We start from the raw sequence: 16,868 nt of genomic DNA, 5'->3' as shown, positions 1-16,868 counted from the left end.
GACGCATGAAAGCAGCGGCAAAAACGCTAAAACCAAAACGCCAGGAAGAACAGGCCAACTTTGTCAGTTGGCGTTTTGCGTTGCTTTGCGGCTGCATTTTACTGGCGCTGGGTTTTCTGCTGGGTCGCGTGGCGTGGCTACAAATCATCGCCCCTGACATGCTGGTGCGCCAGGGGGATATGCGTTCACTGCGCGTACAGGAAGTTTCTACCTCCCGCGGGATGATCACCGATCGTTCTGGCCGTCCGCTGGCGGTGAGCGTGCCGGTGAAGGCGATCTGGGCCGATCCGAAAGAGCTGCACGATGCAGGCGGGATCACCCTTGATAACCGCTGGAAGGCGCTCTCAGACGCGTTGAAAATGCCGCTGGATCAGCTGGCTTCGCGCGTTAACGCCAACCCGAAAGGGCGCTTTATCTATCTGGCGCGTCAGGTCAACCCTGACATGGCCGACTACATTAAAAAACTGAAGCTGCCGGGAATTCATCTTCGTGAGGAATCACGCCGTTACTATCCTTCCGGCGAAGTAACCGCTCACCTCATCGGCTTTACCAACGTGGATAGTCAGGGGATTGAAGGCGTTGAGAAAAGCTTCGACAAGTGGCTAACAGGCCAGCCCGGCGAGCGCATTGTACGTAAAGATCGCTATGGTCGCGTCATTGAAGATATCTCTTCTACTGACAGCCAGGCCGCGCACAACCTGGCCCTGAGTATCGACGAGCGCCTGCAGGCGCTGGTTTACCGCGAGCTGAACAACGCCGTGGCCTTTAACAAGGCGGAATCCGGCAGCGCCGTGCTGGTGGATGTCAGTACCGGCGAAGTGCTGGCGATGGCCAACAGCCCTTCCTATAACCCGAACAACTTTACCGGCACCGCAAAAGACGCGATGCGTAACCGGGCGATCACCGACGTGTTTGAACCCGGCTCCACGGTAAAACCTATGGTGGTGATGACTGCGCTTCAGCGCGGCATCGTCAATGAAAGTACCGTTCTGAATACGATTCCTTACCGCATTAACGGCCATGAAATCAAAGACGTGGCCCGTTACAGCGAACTGACCCTGACCGGGGTCTTACAGAAGTCGAGTAACGTCGGTGTTTCAAAGCTGGCGTTAGCGATGCCGTCCTCAGCGTTAGTAGAAACTTACTCACGTTTTGGGCTGGGAAAGGCGACCAATTTGGGGTTGGTCGGAGAACGCAGTGGCTTATATCCTCAAAAACAACGGTGGTCTGACATAGAGAGGGCCACCTTCTCTTTCGGCTACGGGCTAATGGTAACCCCGTTACAGTTAGCGCGAGTCTACGCAACGATCGGCAGCTATGGCATTTATCGCCCGCTGTCGATTACCAAAGTTGATCCACCGGTTCCTGGCGAGCGTATTTTCCCGGAATCTATCGTTCGTACCGTCGTGCATATGATGGAAAGCGTCGCGCTGCCGGGCGGTGGCGGCGTGAAGGCGGCGATTAAAGGCTATCGTATCGCCATTAAAACCGGTACAGCGAAGAAAGTGGGGCCGGATGGCCGCTATATCAACAAATACATTGCCTATACCGCGGGCGTTGCGCCTGCAAGCAATCCGCGTTTTGCGCTGGTGGTCGTTATCAACGATCCACAGGCGGGTAAATACTACGGCGGCGCCGTTTCCGCGCCTGTGTTCGGGGCTATCATGGGCGGCGTATTGCGCACCATGAACATTGAACCAGATGCGCTGGCGACGGGCGAAAAAAGTGAATTTGTAATTAATCAAGGCGAGGGAACAGGTGGCAGATCGTAATTTGCGCGACCTTCTTGCTCCGTGGGTGCCTATGCTACCTGCGCGAGCACTGCGAGAGATGGTACTGGACAGCCGCGTAGCGGCTGCTGGGGATCTTTTTGTCGCGGTGGTTGGTCATCAGGCGGACGGGCGTCGTTATATCCCGCAGGCGATTGCGCAAGGTGTTGCTGCCATTATTGCTGAGGCTAAAGATGAGGCAACAGACGGTGAGATCCGTGAAATGCACGGCGTACCGGTCATCTATCTCAGCCAGTTGAACGAGCGTCTCTCCGCGCTGGCAGGGCGTTTTTACAACGAACCTTCCGACCAGCTACGGCTGGTTGGCGTAACCGGGACAAACGGGAAAACCACCACCACTCAGCTGATGGCGCAGTGGGCGCAGCTACTGGGTGAAACCGGAGCCGTGATGGGTACCGTAGGTAATGGTCTGCTGGGCAAGGTAAGCCCAACGGAAAATACCACCGGCTCTGCGGTTGACGTGCAGCACGTGCTGGCGGGCCTTGCAGAGCAGGGGGCGACCTTTGCGGCGATGGAAGTATCTTCCCATGGTCTGGTACAGCATCGCGTGGCGGCCCTGAAGTTTGCTGCCTCCGTATTCACTAACCTGAGCCGCGATCACCTCGATTATCACGGTGATATGGAGCACTACGAAGCGGCGAAATGGCTGCTTTATTCCACACACCACCACGGACAGGCGATCATCAACGCCGATGACGAAGTTGGTCGCCGCTGGCTGGAAAAGCTGCCGGATGCGGTGGCGGTGTCGATGGAAGAGCGCATTAACCCGAACTGCCATGGCCGCTGGCTGAAGGCGGTCGAGGTGAACTACCACGACCGCGGCGCGACGATTCGCTTTGCTTCCACCTGGGGCGAAGGTGAAATTGAAAGTCGTCTTATGGGCGCTTTTAACGTCAGCAACCTGCTGCTGGCGCTGGCGACGCTGCTGGCGCTGGGTTACCCAATGGCGGATCTGCTGAAAACCGCTGAGCGCCTGCAGCCGGTCTGTGGCCGTATGGAAGTGTTCAGCGCGCCGGGCAAGCCGACGGTGGTGGTGGATTATGCCCACACGCCGGATGCGCTGGAAAAAGCGCTGGAAGCGGCGCGTCTGCACTGCGCCGGGAAGCTCTGGTGCGTGTTTGGCTGCGGCGGCGATCGCGATAAGGGCAAACGTCCGCTGATGGGCGCGATTGCCGAGCAGTTTGCGGATATTCCGGTCGTGACCGATGACAACCCGCGCACCGAAGAGCCTCGTGCCATTATCAACGACATACTGGCGGGAATGCTGGATGCAGGCCGCGCTCGCGTGGTGGAAGGCCGTGCGGAAGCCGTGACTAACGCCATTATGCAGGCGCAGGAAAACGATGTAGTGCTGCTGGCGGGTAAAGGTCATGAAGATTATCAGATAGTAGGCAATCGTCGTCTGGATTATTCCGACCGCGTGACGGCAGCGCGTCTGCTGGGGGTAGTGGCATGATTAGCATTACGTTAAGCCAGGCCGCTGCGGTATTGCAGGGGGCGCTGCATGGTAACGATCTGACCGTTGACGCCGTGACCACGGATACACGTAAAGTGACGGCGGGCTGCCTGTTTGTGGCGCTGAAGGGCGAGCGTTTTGACGCCCACGATTTTGCGCAGCAGGCCAAAGAGAACGGCGCGGGCGCGCTGCTGGTCAGCCGCAAGCTTGATATCGATCTGCCGCAGGTTGTCGTTAAAGATACGCGCCTGGCGTTCGGCGAACTGGCAGCATGGGTTCGCCAGCAGGTGCCGACCCGCGTAGTGGCGCTCACCGGCTCATCGGGCAAAACCTCCGTTAAAGAGATGACGGCGGCGATCCTTAGCCAGTGCGGTAACACTCTCTATACGGCGGGCAACCTCAATAACGACATCGGCGTGCCGATGACCTTACTCCGCCTGACCAACGAGCATGAATATGCGGTGATTGAGTTAGGGGCAAACCATCAGGGCGAAATCGCCTGGACCGTGAGCCTGACTCGCCCGGAAGCGGCTCTGGTGAATAACCTGGCGGCCGCACACCTCGAAGGTTTCGGCTCGCTGGAAGGCGTGGCGAAAGCGAAAGGCGAGATCTATACCGGCCTGCCGGATGACGGCATCGCCATTATGAATGCCGATAACAACGACTGGCTGAACTGGCAGAGCATCATTGGTTCACGCAAAACCTGGCGCTTCTCACCGAATGCGGCAAACAGCGATTTTACGGCGACCAATATTCACGTGACGTCACGTGGCACCGAGTTCACCCTCGTTACCCCAACGGGCGGCATTGACGTGCTGCTGCCGTTGCCGGGTCGCCATAACATCGCCAATGCGCTTGCCGCGGCGGCGCTCTCAATGGCGGTTGGTGCGCAGCACGATGCCATTAAAAACGGGCTTGCGAACCTGAAGGCCGTGCCGGGGCGTTTGTTCCCAATCCCGCTGGCGGAAAACAAGCTGCTGCTGGACGACTCGTACAACGCCAACGTCGGCTCGATGACCGCGGCCGTGCAGGTGCTTTCAGAGATGCCGGGCTATCGGGTGATGGTTGTGGGCGATATGGCCGAGCTGGGTGATGAAAGCGAAGCCTGCCATGTTCAGGTTGGCGAAGCGGCGAAAGCAGCAGGGCTTGACCGCGTATTGAGCGCGGGCACGCTGAGCAAGGCCATCTCTGATGCCAGTGAAGTTGGCGAACATTTTGCCGATAAAACTGCACTGATCGAACGCCTCAGGGCATTGCTTGCAGAAAAACAGATTGTGACTGTGTTAGTTAAAGGTTCACGTAGTGCCGCCATGGAAGAGGTTGTGCACGCTTTACAGGAGAACGGGACATGTTAGTTTGGCTGGCCGAACATTTGGTCAAATATTATTCAGGCTTTAACGTCTTTTCCTACCTGACGTTTCGCGCCATCGTCAGCCTGCTGACCGCGCTGTTCATCTCACTGTGGATGGGCCCGCGCATGATCGCCCGTCTGCAAAAACTCTCTTTCGGCCAGGTTGTACGCAACGACGGTCCGGAATCACATTTCAGCAAGCGCGGAACGCCGACGATGGGTGGGATCATGATCCTGACGGCAATCGTGGTGTCCGTACTCCTGTGGGCTTATCCGTCTAACCCGTACGTCTGGTGCGTACTGACGGTTCTGGTTGGCTACGGGATCATCGGTTTTGTCGATGATTATCGCAAGGTCGTGCGTAAAGATACGAAGGGCCTGATTGCCCGCTGGAAGTATTTCTGGATGTCGGTGATTGCGCTGGGCGTGGCCTTCGCGCTGTATCTGGCAGGAAAAGATACGCCAGCCACCGAGCTGGTGGTGCCGTTCTTCAAGGACGTGATGCCGCAGCTGGGGCTGTTCTACATCCTGCTGGCCTATTTTGTCATTGTCGGCACCGGTAACGCCGTTAACCTGACGGATGGTCTTGACGGCCTGGCCATCATGCCAACCGTCTTTGTCGCGGGTGGATTCGCGCTGGTGGCGTGGGCGACCGGTAACATGAACTTTGCTAACTACCTGCACATTCCTTATCTGCGTCACGCGGGTGAGCTGGTGATCGTCTGTACGGCGATTGTCGGCGCGGGTCTGGGCTTCCTGTGGTTTAACACCTATCCGGCGCAGGTCTTTATGGGCGACGTCGGCTCGCTGGCGCTGGGTGGCGCGCTGGGCATTATTGCCGTGCTGCTGCGTCAGGAGTTCCTGCTGGTGATCATGGGTGGCGTGTTTGTGGTTGAGACCCTGTCAGTGATTTTGCAGGTCGGTTCCTTCAAGCTGCGCGGACAGCGCATCTTCCGAATGGCGCCGATTCACCATCACTATGAACTGAAAGGCTGGCCGGAGCCGCGCGTTATTGTGCGCTTCTGGATTATTTCGCTGATGCTGGTGCTGATTGGCCTGGCAACGCTGAAGGTACGTTAATCATGGCAGATTACCAGGGCAAAAAAGTCGTTATCATCGGGTTAGGCCTCACCGGCCTCTCCTGCGTGGACTTTTTCCTTGCGCGCGGCGTGACGCCGCGCGTGGTGGATACGCGCGTCTCTCCGCCGGGTCTGGACAAGCTGCCTGAGCAGGTTGAACGCCACCTGGGTGGTCTGAATGATGACTGGCTGCTGGCCGCCGATTTGATTGTTGCCAGCCCCGGTATGGCGCTGGCGCATCCTTCTCTGAGCGCTGCGGCAGAGGCTGGCGTCGAGATTGTTGGCGATATCGAACTGTTTTGCCGGGAAGCGCAGGCGCCGATCGTGGCGATTACCGGGTCGAACGGTAAAAGCACCGTCACCACCCTGGTGGGGGAAATGGCGAAAGCGGCGGGCAAAAACGTTGGCGTGGGCGGTAACATCGGGCTGCCTGCCCTGATGCTGCTGGATAAAGGGTGCGAGCTGTACGTGCTGGAGCTTTCCAGCTTCCAGCTGGAAACCACCTCCAGCCTACATGCCGCGGCGGCGACGATCCTCAACGTTACCGAAGATCATATGGACCGATATCCGTTTGGCTTGCAGCAGTATCGCGCGGCCAAGCTGCGGGTTTATGAAAACGCCAGCGTCTGCGTGGTGAACGCTGATGATGCGCTCACCATGCCGGTGCGCGGCGCTGACGATCGCTGCATCAGCTTTGGCATTAACATGGGCGATTACCACCTGAACCGCCAGCAGGGTGAAACCTGGCTGCGGGTTAAAGGCGAGAAGGTGTTGAACGTGAAGGAGATGCTGCTCTCTGGCCAGCATAACTACACCAATGCTCTGGCGGCGCTGGCGCTGGCGGATGCCGTTGGGCTGCCGCGTTCTTCAAGCCTGAAAGCGCTGACCACCTTTACCGGCCTGGCGCACCGATTCCAGCTGGCGCTGGAGCACAACGGCGTGCGCTGGATTAACGATTCCAAGGCTACCAACGTGGGCAGTACCGAAGCGGCGCTGAACGGACTTCACGTTGACGGCACGCTGCACCTGCTGCTGGGCGGTGACGGCAAATCGGCCGACTTTTCCTCGCTGAAGCAGTATCTCAATGGCGATAACGTGCGCCTGTACTGCTTTGGCCGCGATGGTGGCGAGCTTGCTGCGCTGCGTCCTGAGGTTGCCGAGCAAACCGAGACCATGGAGCAGGCGATGCGCCTCATTGCCCCGCGCGTGAAGCCCGGCGATATGGTGCTGCTCTCGCCTGCCTGCGCCAGCCTCGATCAGTTTAAGAATTTCGAACAGCGGGGCGATCTCTTTACCCGCCTGGCGAAGGAGTTAGGCTGATGCGTTTATCTCTCCCTCGCCTGAAAATGCCGCGCCTGCCGGGATTTGGTATCCTGGTATGGCTGTTTGCGGCGCTTAAGGGCTGGGTGATGGCTTCGCGGGATAAAGATTCCGACAGCCTGATCATGTACGACCGCACGCTGTTCTGGCTTACGCTGGGGCTGGCGGCCATCGGTTTTGTCATGGTGACCTCGGCGTCAATGCCCGTCGGGCAGCGTCTGGCTAACGATCCGTTCCTGTTTGCCAAGCGCGACGGGCTGTACATCATTCTTGCGTTCTGCCTGGCGATGATCACCTTACGTCTGCCGATGTCGTTCTGGCAGCGGTACAGTACCGCGATGCTCATTGCGTCGATCGTCATGCTGCTGATCGTTCTGGTTGTCGGGAGTTCCGTTAACGGGGCATCGCGCTGGATCGCCTTCGGTCCGCTGCGCATTCAGCCTGCGGAATTTACCAAGCTTTCCCTGTTCTGCTACCTCGCTAACTACCTGGTGCGTAAAGTTGACGAGGTTCGTAACAACCTGCGCGGCTTCTTAAAACCGATGGGCGTGATTCTGGTGCTGGCAATTTTGCTGCTGGCGCAGCCTGACCTTGGTACGGTGGTGGTGCTGTTTGTCACTACGCTGGCGATGCTGTTCCTGGCGGGGGCGAAGCTGTGGCAGTTCATCGCCATTATCGGGATGGGGATTTCCGCGGTTGTGCTGCTGATCCTCGCCGAGCCATACCGTATCCGCCGCGTGACCTCCTTCTGGAACCCGTGGGAAGATCCGTTCGGCAGCGGCTATCAGCTGACGCAGTCGCTGATGGCGTTTGGCCGTGGCGAAGTCTGGGGACAGGGCCTGGGTAACTCGGTGCAAAAACTCGAGTATTTACCCGAGGCACATACCGACTTCATCTTCTCCATTATTGGGGAAGAACTGGGTTATATCGGTGTGGTATTGGCGCTATTAATGGTATTCTTCGTCGCTTTCCGCGCCATGTCCATTGGCCGGAAAGCGCTGGAGATCGATCACCGCTTCTCCGGTTTCCTGGCCTGCTCAATTGGTATCTGGTTTAGCTTCCAGGCGCTGGTCAACGTTGGGGCCGCAGCGGGTATGCTGCCGACCAAGGGCCTGACGCTGCCGTTGATCAGTTATGGTGGTTCGAGTCTGCTGATCATGTCGACGGCCATCATGTTTTTGTTACGCATAGATTATGAGACGCGTCTGGAAAAAGCCCAGGCGTTTACACGAGGTTCACGATGAATCAACCGAAGCGGTTAATGGTGATGGCAGGCGGTACCGGTGGGCATGTATTCCCGGGGCTGGCGGTTGCGCACCATTTAATGGATCAGGGCTGGCAGGTACGCTGGCTGGGAACCGCGGACCGCATGGAAGCCGACCTGGTGCCAAAACACGGTATCGAGATCGACTTTATTCGCATTTCCGGCCTGCGCGGCAAAGGTATCAAAGCGCTGGTGTTGGCGCCGGTGCGCATTTTTAACGCCTGGCGTCAGGCGCGCGCCATCATGAAACGCTTCAGGCCAGACGTCGTTCTGGGCATGGGCGGTTACGTTTCCGGCCCCGGCGGGCTGGCGGCGTGGTCACTGGGTATTCCCGTTGTTCTGCATGAGCAGAACGGCATCGCCGGTTTGACCAACAAATGGCTGGCAAAAATTGCCACCAAAGTGATGCAGGCATTTCCGGGTGCTTTCCCCAACGCGGACGTTGTGGGTAACCCGGTGCGCGTCGACGTGCTGTCGCTGCCGCTGCCGGAGAGCCGCATGACGGGGCGTGATGGTCCGGTTCGCGTGCTGGTAGTGGGCGGATCCCAGGGGGCTCGTATCTTAAATCAGACGATGCCGCAGGTTGCCGCAAAGCTGGGTGAGGCCGTTACCATCTGGCACCAGAGCGGGAAGGGCGCTCAGCAGACCGTTGAGCAGGCGTATGCGCAGGAAGGGCAGCCGCAGCATAAAGTCACTGAATTTATTGACGACATGGCCGCAGCCTATGCGTGGGCCGATGTCGTGGTCTGCCGCTCGGGCGCGCTGACGGTGAGCGAAATCGCCGCCGCCGGTTTGCCTGCACTGTTCGTGCCGTTCCAGCACAAAGACAGACAGCAGTACTGGAATGCGCTGCCGCTTGAGAAAGCGGGCGCCGCGAAGATTTTTGAGCAGCCACATTTTACCGCCGAGGCGGTCGCCACCACCCTGGCGGGCTGGAATCGGGACGTATTGCTGGAGATGGCGCAACGCGCACGCGCGACCGCCATCCCGGATGCAACCGAGCGGGTGGCAAAAGAAGTGAGCCTGGCAGCCCGGGCATAATTCTCGCAGCGCGTGTTGCGCTGCACGATTTTTTTGAAGTAGTCGATGGCGTTTAGAGAATGAATACACAACAACTGGCAAAACTGCGTTCTATCGTGCCCGAGATGCGTCGCGTCCGGCACATTCACTTTGTCGGCATCGGTGGTGCTGGCATGGGCGGTATTGCCGAAGTGTTAGCTAACGAAGGTTATCAGATCAGCGGGTCAGATCTGGCGCCAAACCCTGTTACGCAGCAGCTGGCGTCGCTTGGGGCGACTATCTATTTCAACCATCGCCCGGAAAACGTGCGCGATGCCAGCGTGGTTGTGGTGTCGAGCGCCATCTCTTCTGATAACCCGGAAATCGTTGCCGCGCACGAAGCGCGCATTCCGGTGATCCGCCGCGCGGAAATGCTGGCGGAGCTGATGCGCTTCCGTCACGGCATTGCGGTTGCCGGCACGCACGGTAAAACCACCACGACAGCGATGGTGTCCAGCATTTATGCGGAAGCGGGTCTCGATCCGACGTTCGTCAACGGTGGTCTGGTAAAAGCCGCCGGCGTGCATGCGCGCCTGGGCCACAGCCGATATCTGATTGCGGAAGCGGATGAGAGCGACGCGTCGTTCCTGCACCTGCAGCCGATGGTGGCGATCGTCACCAATATCGAAGCTGACCATATGGATACCTACCAGGGCGACTTCGAGAACTTAAAGCAGACCTTTATTAATTTCCTGCACAACCTGCCGTTTTACGGCCGTGCGGTGATGTGCGTGGACGATCCGGTGATCCGCGAGCTGCTGCCGCGCGTCGGGCGTCAAATCACCACCTATGGTTTCAGTGAAGACGCTGACGTACGGGTAGAAGATTACAAACAGATTGGTGCGCAGGGGCATTTCACCCTGGCGCGTCAGGATAAAGAGCTGCTGCACGTCACCCTGAACGCTCCGGGGCGTCACAACGCCCTGAACGCGGCGGCGGCGGTAGCGGTGGCGACGGAAGAAGGCATTGACGACGACGCTATTCTGCGCGCGCTGGAAAGCTTCCAGGGCACCGGCCGTCGTTTCGACTTCCTCGGTGAATTCCCACTGGAGCCGGTGAACGGTAAAACGGGCACGGCGATGCTGGTGGACGATTATGGCCATCATCCGACCGAAGTAGACGCGACCATCAAAGCGGCGCGCGCGGGCTGGCCGGAGAAGAATCTGGTGATGATCTTCCAGCCACACCGCTTTACGCGTACCCGCGATCTGTATGATGATTTTGCGAACGTACTTTCGCAGGTCGACACGCTGCTGATGCTGGACGTTTACGCCGCAGGCGAAACGCCGATTCCGGGGGCGGACAGCCGTTCTTTGTGCCGTACCATTCGCGCACGCGGTAAAGTGGACCCTATTCTGGTTTCCGACGCGGCTCAGGTGGCTGAAATTCTGGCACCGGTCCTGACGGGTAACGATTTGATCCTGATTCAGGGCGCGGGAAATATCGGCAAAATCGCCCGTACCTTAGCTGAAATCAAACTGAAGCCGCAAACTCAGGAGGACGAGCGTCATGGCTGATAAGATTGCTGTCCTGTTTGGCGGCACGTCCGCCGAGCGCGACGTTTCTCTCAATTCCGGGGCTGCCGTGCTGGCGGGCCTGCGTGAGGGTGGCGTAGACGCGTATCCGGTCGATCCGAAAGAGGTGGACGTCACGCAGCTTAAAGCGATGGGCTTTGATAAAGCCTTTATCGCGTTGCACGGTCGCGGTGGCGAAGACGGTACCCTGCAAGGGCTGCTGGATCTGATCGGCATGCCCTACACCGGCAGCGGCGTAATGGCATCCGCTATCTCCATGGATAAACTGCGCAGCAAACTGCTGTGGCAGGGGGGCGGGCCTGCCCGTTGCGCCATGGGTTGCGCTGACGCGTCGTGAATATGAATCAGGCCTGTCGGATAGCGTTAATGCCCGCATTGCCGCGCTCGGCTTGCCGGTTATTGTTAAGCCGAGCCGCGAAGGGTCAAGCGTCGGGATGTCTAAAGTCGATAAAGCTGCACATTTGGCGGACGCTTTAGCGCTGGCATTTCAACATGATGATGAAGTTCTGATTGAAAAATGGCTCAGCGGACCGGAATTTACCGTCGCGATGCTTGGCGAAGAAATTTTACCGTCAATTCGCATCCAACCCGCCGGAGTCTTCTATGATTATGAGGCGAAGTATCTCTCTGATGAGACGCAATATTTCTGCCCAAGTGGTCTTGAAGATGAACGTGAAGCCGAATTACAGTCTCTGGTGCTTAAAGCATGGCATGTTCTTGGGTGTCGTGGCTGGGGGCGCATCGACGTGATGCTCGACGGCGACGGGCAATTTTATCTGCTGGAAGCAAATACTTCTCCAGGCATGACCAGCCATAGCCTTGTGCCAATGGCGGCGCGTCAGGCAGGAATGAGCTTCTCGCAATTAGTCGTACGTATACTGGACCAGGCGGGCTGATATGTCTCAGGCTGCATTGAACACGCGCAACCGCGATGACGAAGAAGAATATTCTTCTTCGCGCCGGAGTAATGGAACGCGTCTTGCAGGGATAATCTTCCTGCTCGGGGTGCTGTGCACCGTGTTTATCAGCGGCTGGATGGTGCTGGGCTGGATGGAAGATGCGCAGCGGTTGCCGCTGTCGAAGCTGGTCGTGACCGGGGAGCGTCATTACACGCGCAACGATGATATTCGCCAGTCAATACTGGCGCTGGGATCGCCCGGCACCTTTATGACGCAGGACGTCAATATTATCCAGAGCCAGATTGAACGTCTGCCGTGGATAAAACAGGCGAGTGTAAGAAAGCAATGGCCTGATGAATTGAAGATTCATCTGGTTGAATATGTGCCCATTGCGCGTTGGAATGATCAGCACATGGTTGACGTAGACGGAAATTCGTTCAGCGTCCCGAGCGATCGCGTCAATAAGCAGAATTTACCGATGCTGTATGGCCCGGAAGGCAGCGAAAACGAAGTATTGCAGGGTTTTCGTGAGATGGGAAAGGTGCTGGCTAAGGACCGCTTTACGTTAAAAGATGCCGCAATGACGGCGCGCCGTTCCTGGCAGTTGACCTTAACGAATGGCATTAAGCTCAACCTTGGCCGCGGCGACACAATGAAACGTCTGGCGCGTTTTGTAGAACTTTACCCGGTTTTACAGCAGCAGGCGCAGACGGATGGCAAACGGATAAGCTACGTTGATTTGCGCTATGACTCAGGCGCAGCAGTCGGTTGGGAGCCGGCTCCGGTCGAGGAACCTAATCAGCAACAGAATCAGGCACAGGTACAGGCAGAACAACAATGATCAAGTCGACGGACAGAAAATTGGTAGTAGGACTGGAGATTGGCACCGCGAAGGTTGCCGCTTTAGTAGGGGAAGTTCTGCCCGACGGTATGGTCAATATCATTGGCGTGGGCAGTTGCCCGTCCCGTGGTATGGATAAAGGTGGGGTAAACGACCTTGAGTCGGTGGTGAAATGCGTTCAGCGCGCCATCGACCAGGCTGAATTGATGGCAGATTGCCAGATTTCCTCTGTCTATCTGGCCCTCTCTGGTAAGCACATTAGCTGCCAGAACGAGATCGGTATGGTGCCGATTTCTGAAGAAGAAGTGACGCAGGAAGATGTTGAGAACGTGGTTCACACGGCGAAATCCGTGCGCGTGCGCGACGAGCACCGCGTACTGCATGTGATCCCGCAGGAATATGCGATCGACTATCAGGAAGGGATCAAGAATCCGGTCGGCCTGTCCGGCGTACGCATGCAGGCAAAAGTGCACCTGATCACATGTCACAACGATATGGCGAAGAACATTGTAAAAGCCGTTGAACGTTGTGGTCTGAAAGTTGACCAACTTATTTTCGCCGGTCTGGCCGCGAGCTATTCCGTGCTGACCGAAGACGAACGTGAACTGGGCGTCTGTGTGGTCGATATTGGTGGTGGTACAATGGACATGGCTGTCTATACCGGCGGTGCGTTGCGCCACACCAAAGTGATCCCGTACGCCGGGAACGTCGTGACCAGCGATATCGCTTACGCCTTTGGTACGCCACCGAGCGATGCAGAGGCGATCAAAGTGCGCCATGGTTGTGCGCTGGGCTCTATCGTCGGTAAAGATGAGAGCGTTGAAGTGCCGAGCGTTGGTGGACGACCGCCTCGCAGCCTGCAACGCCAGACGCTGGCAGAGGTGATCGAGCCGCGCTATACCGAGCTGCTCAACTTGGTCAACGAAGAGATTTTGCAGCTACAGGAACAGCTTCGCCAGCAGGGTGTGAAACATCATCTCGCGGCGGGGATTGTATTAACCGGCGGGGCAGCGCAAATTGAAGGTCTTGCAGCCTGCGCTCAGCGCGTGTTCCATACGCAGGTGCGTATTGGTGCGCCGCTGAATATCACCGGTTTAACGGATTATGCTCAGGAGCCGTACTATTCAACGGCGGTGGGCCTGCTGCACTACGGGAAAGAATCCCATTTAAGTGGTGAAGCAGAGGTGGAAAAACGCGTCTCGGTGGGGTCGTGGGTCAAACGACTTAACACCTGGTTGCGAAAAGAATTTTAATTTTTTAAGAGACCGGAGAGAATTAGCGGTCTCGGGCGACAGGCACAACGGAGAGAAACTATGTTTGAACCAATGGAATTAACCAACGACGCGGTGATTAAAGTCATCGGCGTCGGTGGCGGCGGCGGTAACGCCGTAGAGCATATGGTGCGCGAGCGCATTGAAGGTGTTGAATTCTTCGCGGTGAACACCGATGCGCAGGCACTGCGTAAAACGGCTGTTGGCCAGACGATCCAGATTGGCGGTGGCATCACCAAAGGTCTGGGCGCTGGGGCTAACCCTGAAGTGGGCCGCAATGCGGCTGAAGAAGATCGTGAAGCCCTGCGCGCTGCACTGGACGGTGCAGACATGGTCTTCATCGCAGCAGGTATGGGCGGCGGTACGGGTACCGGTGCAGCACCTGTTGTGGCGGAAGTCGCTAAAGATTTAGGTATTCTGACCGTTGCCGTCGTGACCAAGCCTTTCAACTTTGAAGGCAAGAAGCGTATGGCTTTCGCGGAGCAGGGTATCACCGAGCTGTCAAAGCACGTGGACTCTCTGATTACCATCCCGAACGACAAGCTGCTGAAAGTGCTGGGTCGCGGTATCTCTCTGCTGGATGCTTTTGGCGCAGCAAACGACGTGCTGAAAGGCGCGGTTCAGGGTATCGCCGAACTGATTACCCGTCCTGGCCTGATGAACGTTGACTTTGCAGACGTTCGCACCGTGATGTCCGAAATGGGCTACGCGATGATGGGCTCTGGCGTGGCGAGCGGTGAAGACCGTGCGGAAGAAGCCGCTGAAATGGCGATCTCTTCTCCGCTGCTGGAAGATATCGATCTGTCTGGTGCGCGCGGCGTGCTGGTCAACATTACCGCTGGCTTTGACCTGCGTCTGGATGAGTTCGAAACCGTGGGTAACACCATCCGTGCATTCGCCTCTGACAACGCGACCGTGGTAATCGGTACTTCCCTTGACCCGGAAATGAACGACGAACTGCGTGTGACCGTTGTTGCGACCGGTATCGGTATGGACAAGCGTCCTGAGATCACTCTGGTGACCAACAAACAGACTCAGCAGCCGGTGATGGATCGTTACCAGCAGCACGGTATGGCGCCTCTGACTCAGGAGCAAAAACCTGCTGCGAAAGTGGTAAACGACCCGACTCCACAAACGGCAAAAGAGCCAGATTATCTGGACATCCCGGCGTTCCTGCGTAAGCAAGCTGACTAAGAATTGGCTGGAATTTGGGGATTTGCGCTCTTTGTGCTAAACTGGCCCACCGTTAGTGATATACACTCTCGGTTGGATAGTTAATTTGGCGAGATTATACGATGATCAAACAAAGGACACTTAAACGTATCGTTCAGGCGACTGGTGTCGGTTTACATACCGGCAAGAAAGTCACACTGACGTTACGCCCTGCGCCGGCCAATACCGGGGTCATCTATCGTCGCACCGACTTGAATCCACCGGTAGATTTTCCGGCCGATGCCAAATCTGTGCGTGATACTATGCTCTGTACTTGTCTGGTGAACGAGCATGACGTGCGGATTTCTACCGTAGAGCACCTGAATGCCGCCCTGGCGGGACTGGGTATCGACAACATCATTGTTGAAGTCGATGCGCCAGAAATCCCGATCATGGACGGAAGTGCTGCTCCGTTCGTTTATCTGTTGCTGGATGCCGGCATCGAAGAACTGAACTGCGCGAAGAAATTTGTTCGCATTAAAGAGACCGTTCGCGTCGAAGATGGCGACAAGTGGGCTGAATTCAAACCGTACAATGGTTTTTCGTTGGACTTTACCATCGACTTTAACCATCCGGCGATTGATTCCAGCACCCAGCGCTATGCGATGAACTTCTCTGCGGATGCGTTTATGCGTCAGATCAGCCGAGCACGTACTTTCGGCTTCATGCGCGATATCGAATATTTGCAGTCCCGCGGCCTGTGCCTGGGCGGCAGCTTCGATTGTGCCATCGTTGTTGACGATTATCGCGTACTGAACGAAGACGGCCTGCGTTTTGAAGATGAGTTTGTTCGTCACAAAATGCTGGACGCGATCGGCGACCTCTTCATGTGTGGTCACAATATTATTGGTGCATTTACCGCGTTTAAATCCGGTCATGCGCTGAACAACAAACTGTTGCAGGCAGTCCTGGCAAAACAGGAAGCCTGGGAATATGTGACCTTCGAAGACGAAGCCGAACTGCCGCTGGCGTTCAAAGCACCGACTATGGTCCTGGCGTAACGGTTCAAACCGTTTCGTAAGAAAAGCGACTGGTTCACCTGGTACTCTCTCCGACCAGGGAAGCCAGTCGTTTTTATTTCTGCACTTCTTTGATTTGTCCCTCTCTGCCTGGCCTGCGTCGGGTGCCGAATAACGGTGTGTTCGCTGCATTATTGACCGTTTTTACCTGCTGCGGGGCGTCATTCCTGCTGCTGTGTATTGGCTTTAGTGGTAATATCTGGGCGCTAAAAAAGAATAACTGAACTCAGCCTGCATTGGCGGGCGAATGTGGTGGAGCAAGTGAGCGGAATACTGACGCGCTGGCGACAATTTGGCAGACGTTACTTCTGGCCGCATCTCTTATTAGGGATGGTCGCGGCGAGTCTCGGCTTGCCTGTGCTCAGCAACAGCGCAGAAGCGGCTTCGCCGGCGCGTTCCACCACGACCAAACACGATCTCACCACGCGGGTTAACTTTACTAACCTCGCGTGGCTCGAAGCCAGTCGCCGTCCCAATTTCTCTGTTGATTACTGGCAGCAGCACGCCATCCGCACGGTTATCCGCCATCTTTCGTTCGCGATGGCGCCCCAGACGATGCCTGTTGCTGAAGAAACGCTGCCGGTCCAGGCTCAGCACCTTGCTCTGCTCGATACGCTTAATGCGCTCCTGACGCAGGACAACCAGCCGCCCGTCACCGTGAGTCAGACGGCACAAACCTGTTTTGTTTCCCCCGCATCATTCTCCATTTCGACATGGATTAGCCAGGTTCACGGCATCCGTGCCGGGCCTCAACGCCTCAGCTAAATTAACC

The 16,868-nt window shown here is 57.0% G+C and carries 13 protein-coding genes and 1 pseudogene; all 14 read left to right on the top strand.

All coding sequences use genetic code 11. The features are described from left to right. Positions 1–5 precede the first annotated feature (5 nt). The 14 genes and pseudogenes from HWQ14_RS01050 (at position 6) to secM (ending at position 16,861) form a co-directional block, all read left to right on the top strand. Positions 6–1,772: a peptidoglycan glycosyltransferase FtsI gene (locus HWQ14_RS01050; protein WP_176608709.1), complete on the top strand. Its 1,767-nt coding sequence runs from the start codon at positions 6–8 to the stop codon at positions 1,770–1,772. Continuing rightward, positions 1,759–3,246, top strand: coding sequence for a UDP-N-acetylmuramoyl-L-alanyl-D-glutamate--2,6-diaminopimelate ligase (murE, locus tag HWQ14_RS01045; RefSeq protein WP_148420074.1), 1,488 nt, complete (start codon positions 1,759–1,761; stop codon positions 3,244–3,246). Before HWQ14_RS01050 ends, murE begins: the two co-directional genes overlap by 14 nt. Then, a complete protein-coding gene (murF, locus tag HWQ14_RS01040; RefSeq protein WP_176608708.1) occupies positions 3,243–4,601 on the top strand; it encodes a UDP-N-acetylmuramoyl-tripeptide--D-alanyl-D-alanine ligase in 1,359 nt (452 codons plus the stop codon). The genes murE and murF overlap by 4 nt, the downstream gene beginning before the upstream one ends. After that, positions 4,595–5,677 carry a phospho-N-acetylmuramoyl-pentapeptide-transferase gene (mraY, locus tag HWQ14_RS01035; protein ID WP_003856353.1) on the top strand — a complete coding sequence of 361 codons (1,083 nt, stop codon included), beginning with the start codon at positions 4,595–4,597 and terminating at the stop codon, positions 5,675–5,677. The genes murF and mraY overlap by 7 nt, the downstream gene beginning before the upstream one ends. 2 nt (positions 5,678–5,679) lie before the next feature. Continuing rightward, the gene (murD, locus tag HWQ14_RS01030) at positions 5,680–6,996 is read left to right on the top strand and encodes a UDP-N-acetylmuramoyl-L-alanine--D-glutamate ligase (protein WP_148420076.1); all 1,317 of its coding nucleotides are present in this window, start codon (positions 5,680–5,682) and stop codon (positions 6,994–6,996) included. Further along, a complete protein-coding gene (ftsW, locus tag HWQ14_RS01025; protein ID WP_148420077.1) occupies positions 6,996–8,240 on the top strand; it encodes a cell division protein FtsW in 1,245 nt (414 codons plus the stop codon). Before murD ends, ftsW begins: the two co-directional genes overlap by 1 nt. After that, on the top strand, positions 8,237–9,301 hold the full coding sequence (gene murG, locus HWQ14_RS01020; protein WP_176608707.1) for an undecaprenyldiphospho-muramoylpentapeptide beta-N-acetylglucosaminyltransferase: 1,065 nt from the start codon (positions 8,237–8,239) through the stop codon (positions 9,299–9,301). The genes ftsW and murG overlap by 4 nt, the downstream gene beginning before the upstream one ends. Before the next feature lie 59 nt (positions 9,302–9,360). Next, a complete protein-coding gene (gene murC / locus HWQ14_RS01015; protein WP_176608706.1) occupies positions 9,361–10,836 on the top strand; it encodes a UDP-N-acetylmuramate--L-alanine ligase in 1,476 nt (491 codons plus the stop codon). Continuing rightward, a pseudogene (locus tag HWQ14_RS01010) lies at positions 10,829–11,750 on the top strand (D-alanine--D-alanine ligase). Before murC ends, HWQ14_RS01010 begins: the two are co-directional and overlap by 8 nt. 1 nt (position 11,751) lies before the next feature. Continuing rightward, positions 11,752–12,594 carry a cell division protein FtsQ gene (ftsQ, locus tag HWQ14_RS01005; RefSeq protein WP_148420081.1) on the top strand — a complete coding sequence of 281 codons (843 nt, stop codon included), beginning with the start codon at positions 11,752–11,754 and terminating at the stop codon, positions 12,592–12,594. Further along, entirely contained in the window at positions 12,591–13,847 is a 1,257-nt protein-coding gene (gene ftsA, locus HWQ14_RS01000; RefSeq protein WP_003856340.1) for a cell division protein FtsA, read from the top strand. Before ftsQ ends, ftsA begins: the two co-directional genes overlap by 4 nt. A 60-nt stretch (positions 13,848–13,907) precedes the next feature. After that, positions 13,908–15,059 carry a cell division protein FtsZ gene (gene ftsZ, locus HWQ14_RS00995; RefSeq protein ID WP_003856338.1) on the top strand — a complete coding sequence of 384 codons (1,152 nt, stop codon included), beginning with the start codon at positions 13,908–13,910 and terminating at the stop codon, positions 15,057–15,059. 101 nt (positions 15,060–15,160) lie between these two features. Next, entirely contained in the window at positions 15,161–16,078 is a 918-nt protein-coding gene (lpxC, locus tag HWQ14_RS00990; RefSeq protein ID WP_006810110.1) for a UDP-3-O-acyl-N-acetylglucosamine deacetylase, read from the top strand. A 279-nt stretch (positions 16,079–16,357) separates the two neighbouring features. After that, a complete protein-coding gene (gene secM / locus HWQ14_RS00985) occupies positions 16,358–16,861 on the top strand; it encodes a secA translation cis-regulator SecM (RefSeq protein WP_148420082.1) in 504 nt (167 codons plus the stop codon). Positions 16,862–16,868: the final 7 nt, after the last annotated feature.

Origin of the sequence: Enterobacter cloacae, from assembly GCF_013375935.1 — a bacterium.
GTDB lineage: Bacteria > Pseudomonadota > Gammaproteobacteria > Enterobacterales > Enterobacteriaceae > Enterobacter > Enterobacter pasteurii.
Note: the sequence above shows the minus strand (reverse complement) of the source record. Positions and strands in the feature narration are given on the sequence as shown.

What these genes read in the sequence shown, in the direction of transcription:
- HWQ14_RS01050 (WP_176608709.1), top strand. Translation starts at nt 6, where the DNA reads ATGAAAGCAGCGGCAAAAACGCTAAAACCAAAACGCCAGGAAGAACAG.
- murF (WP_176608708.1), top strand. Translation starts at nt 3,243, where the DNA reads ATGATTAGCATTACGTTAAGCCAGGCCGCTGCGGTATTGCAGGGGGCG.
- mraY (WP_003856353.1), top strand. Translation starts at nt 4,595, where the DNA reads ATGTTAGTTTGGCTGGCCGAACATTTGGTCAAATATTATTCAGGCTTT.
- murD (WP_148420076.1), top strand. Translation starts at nt 5,680, where the DNA reads ATGGCAGATTACCAGGGCAAAAAAGTCGTTATCATCGGGTTAGGCCTC.
- ftsW (WP_148420077.1), top strand. Translation starts at nt 6,996, where the DNA reads ATGCGTTTATCTCTCCCTCGCCTGAAAATGCCGCGCCTGCCGGGATTT.
- murG (WP_176608707.1), top strand. Translation starts at nt 8,237, where the DNA reads ATGAATCAACCGAAGCGGTTAATGGTGATGGCAGGCGGTACCGGTGGG.
- murC (WP_176608706.1), top strand. Translation starts at nt 9,361, where the DNA reads ATGAATACACAACAACTGGCAAAACTGCGTTCTATCGTGCCCGAGATG.
- ftsQ (WP_148420081.1), top strand. Translation starts at nt 11,752, where the DNA reads ATGTCTCAGGCTGCATTGAACACGCGCAACCGCGATGACGAAGAAGAA.
- ftsA (WP_003856340.1), top strand. Translation starts at nt 12,591, where the DNA reads ATGATCAAGTCGACGGACAGAAAATTGGTAGTAGGACTGGAGATTGGC.
- ftsZ (WP_003856338.1), top strand. Translation starts at nt 13,908, where the DNA reads ATGTTTGAACCAATGGAATTAACCAACGACGCGGTGATTAAAGTCATC.
- lpxC (WP_006810110.1), top strand. Translation starts at nt 15,161, where the DNA reads ATGATCAAACAAAGGACACTTAAACGTATCGTTCAGGCGACTGGTGTC.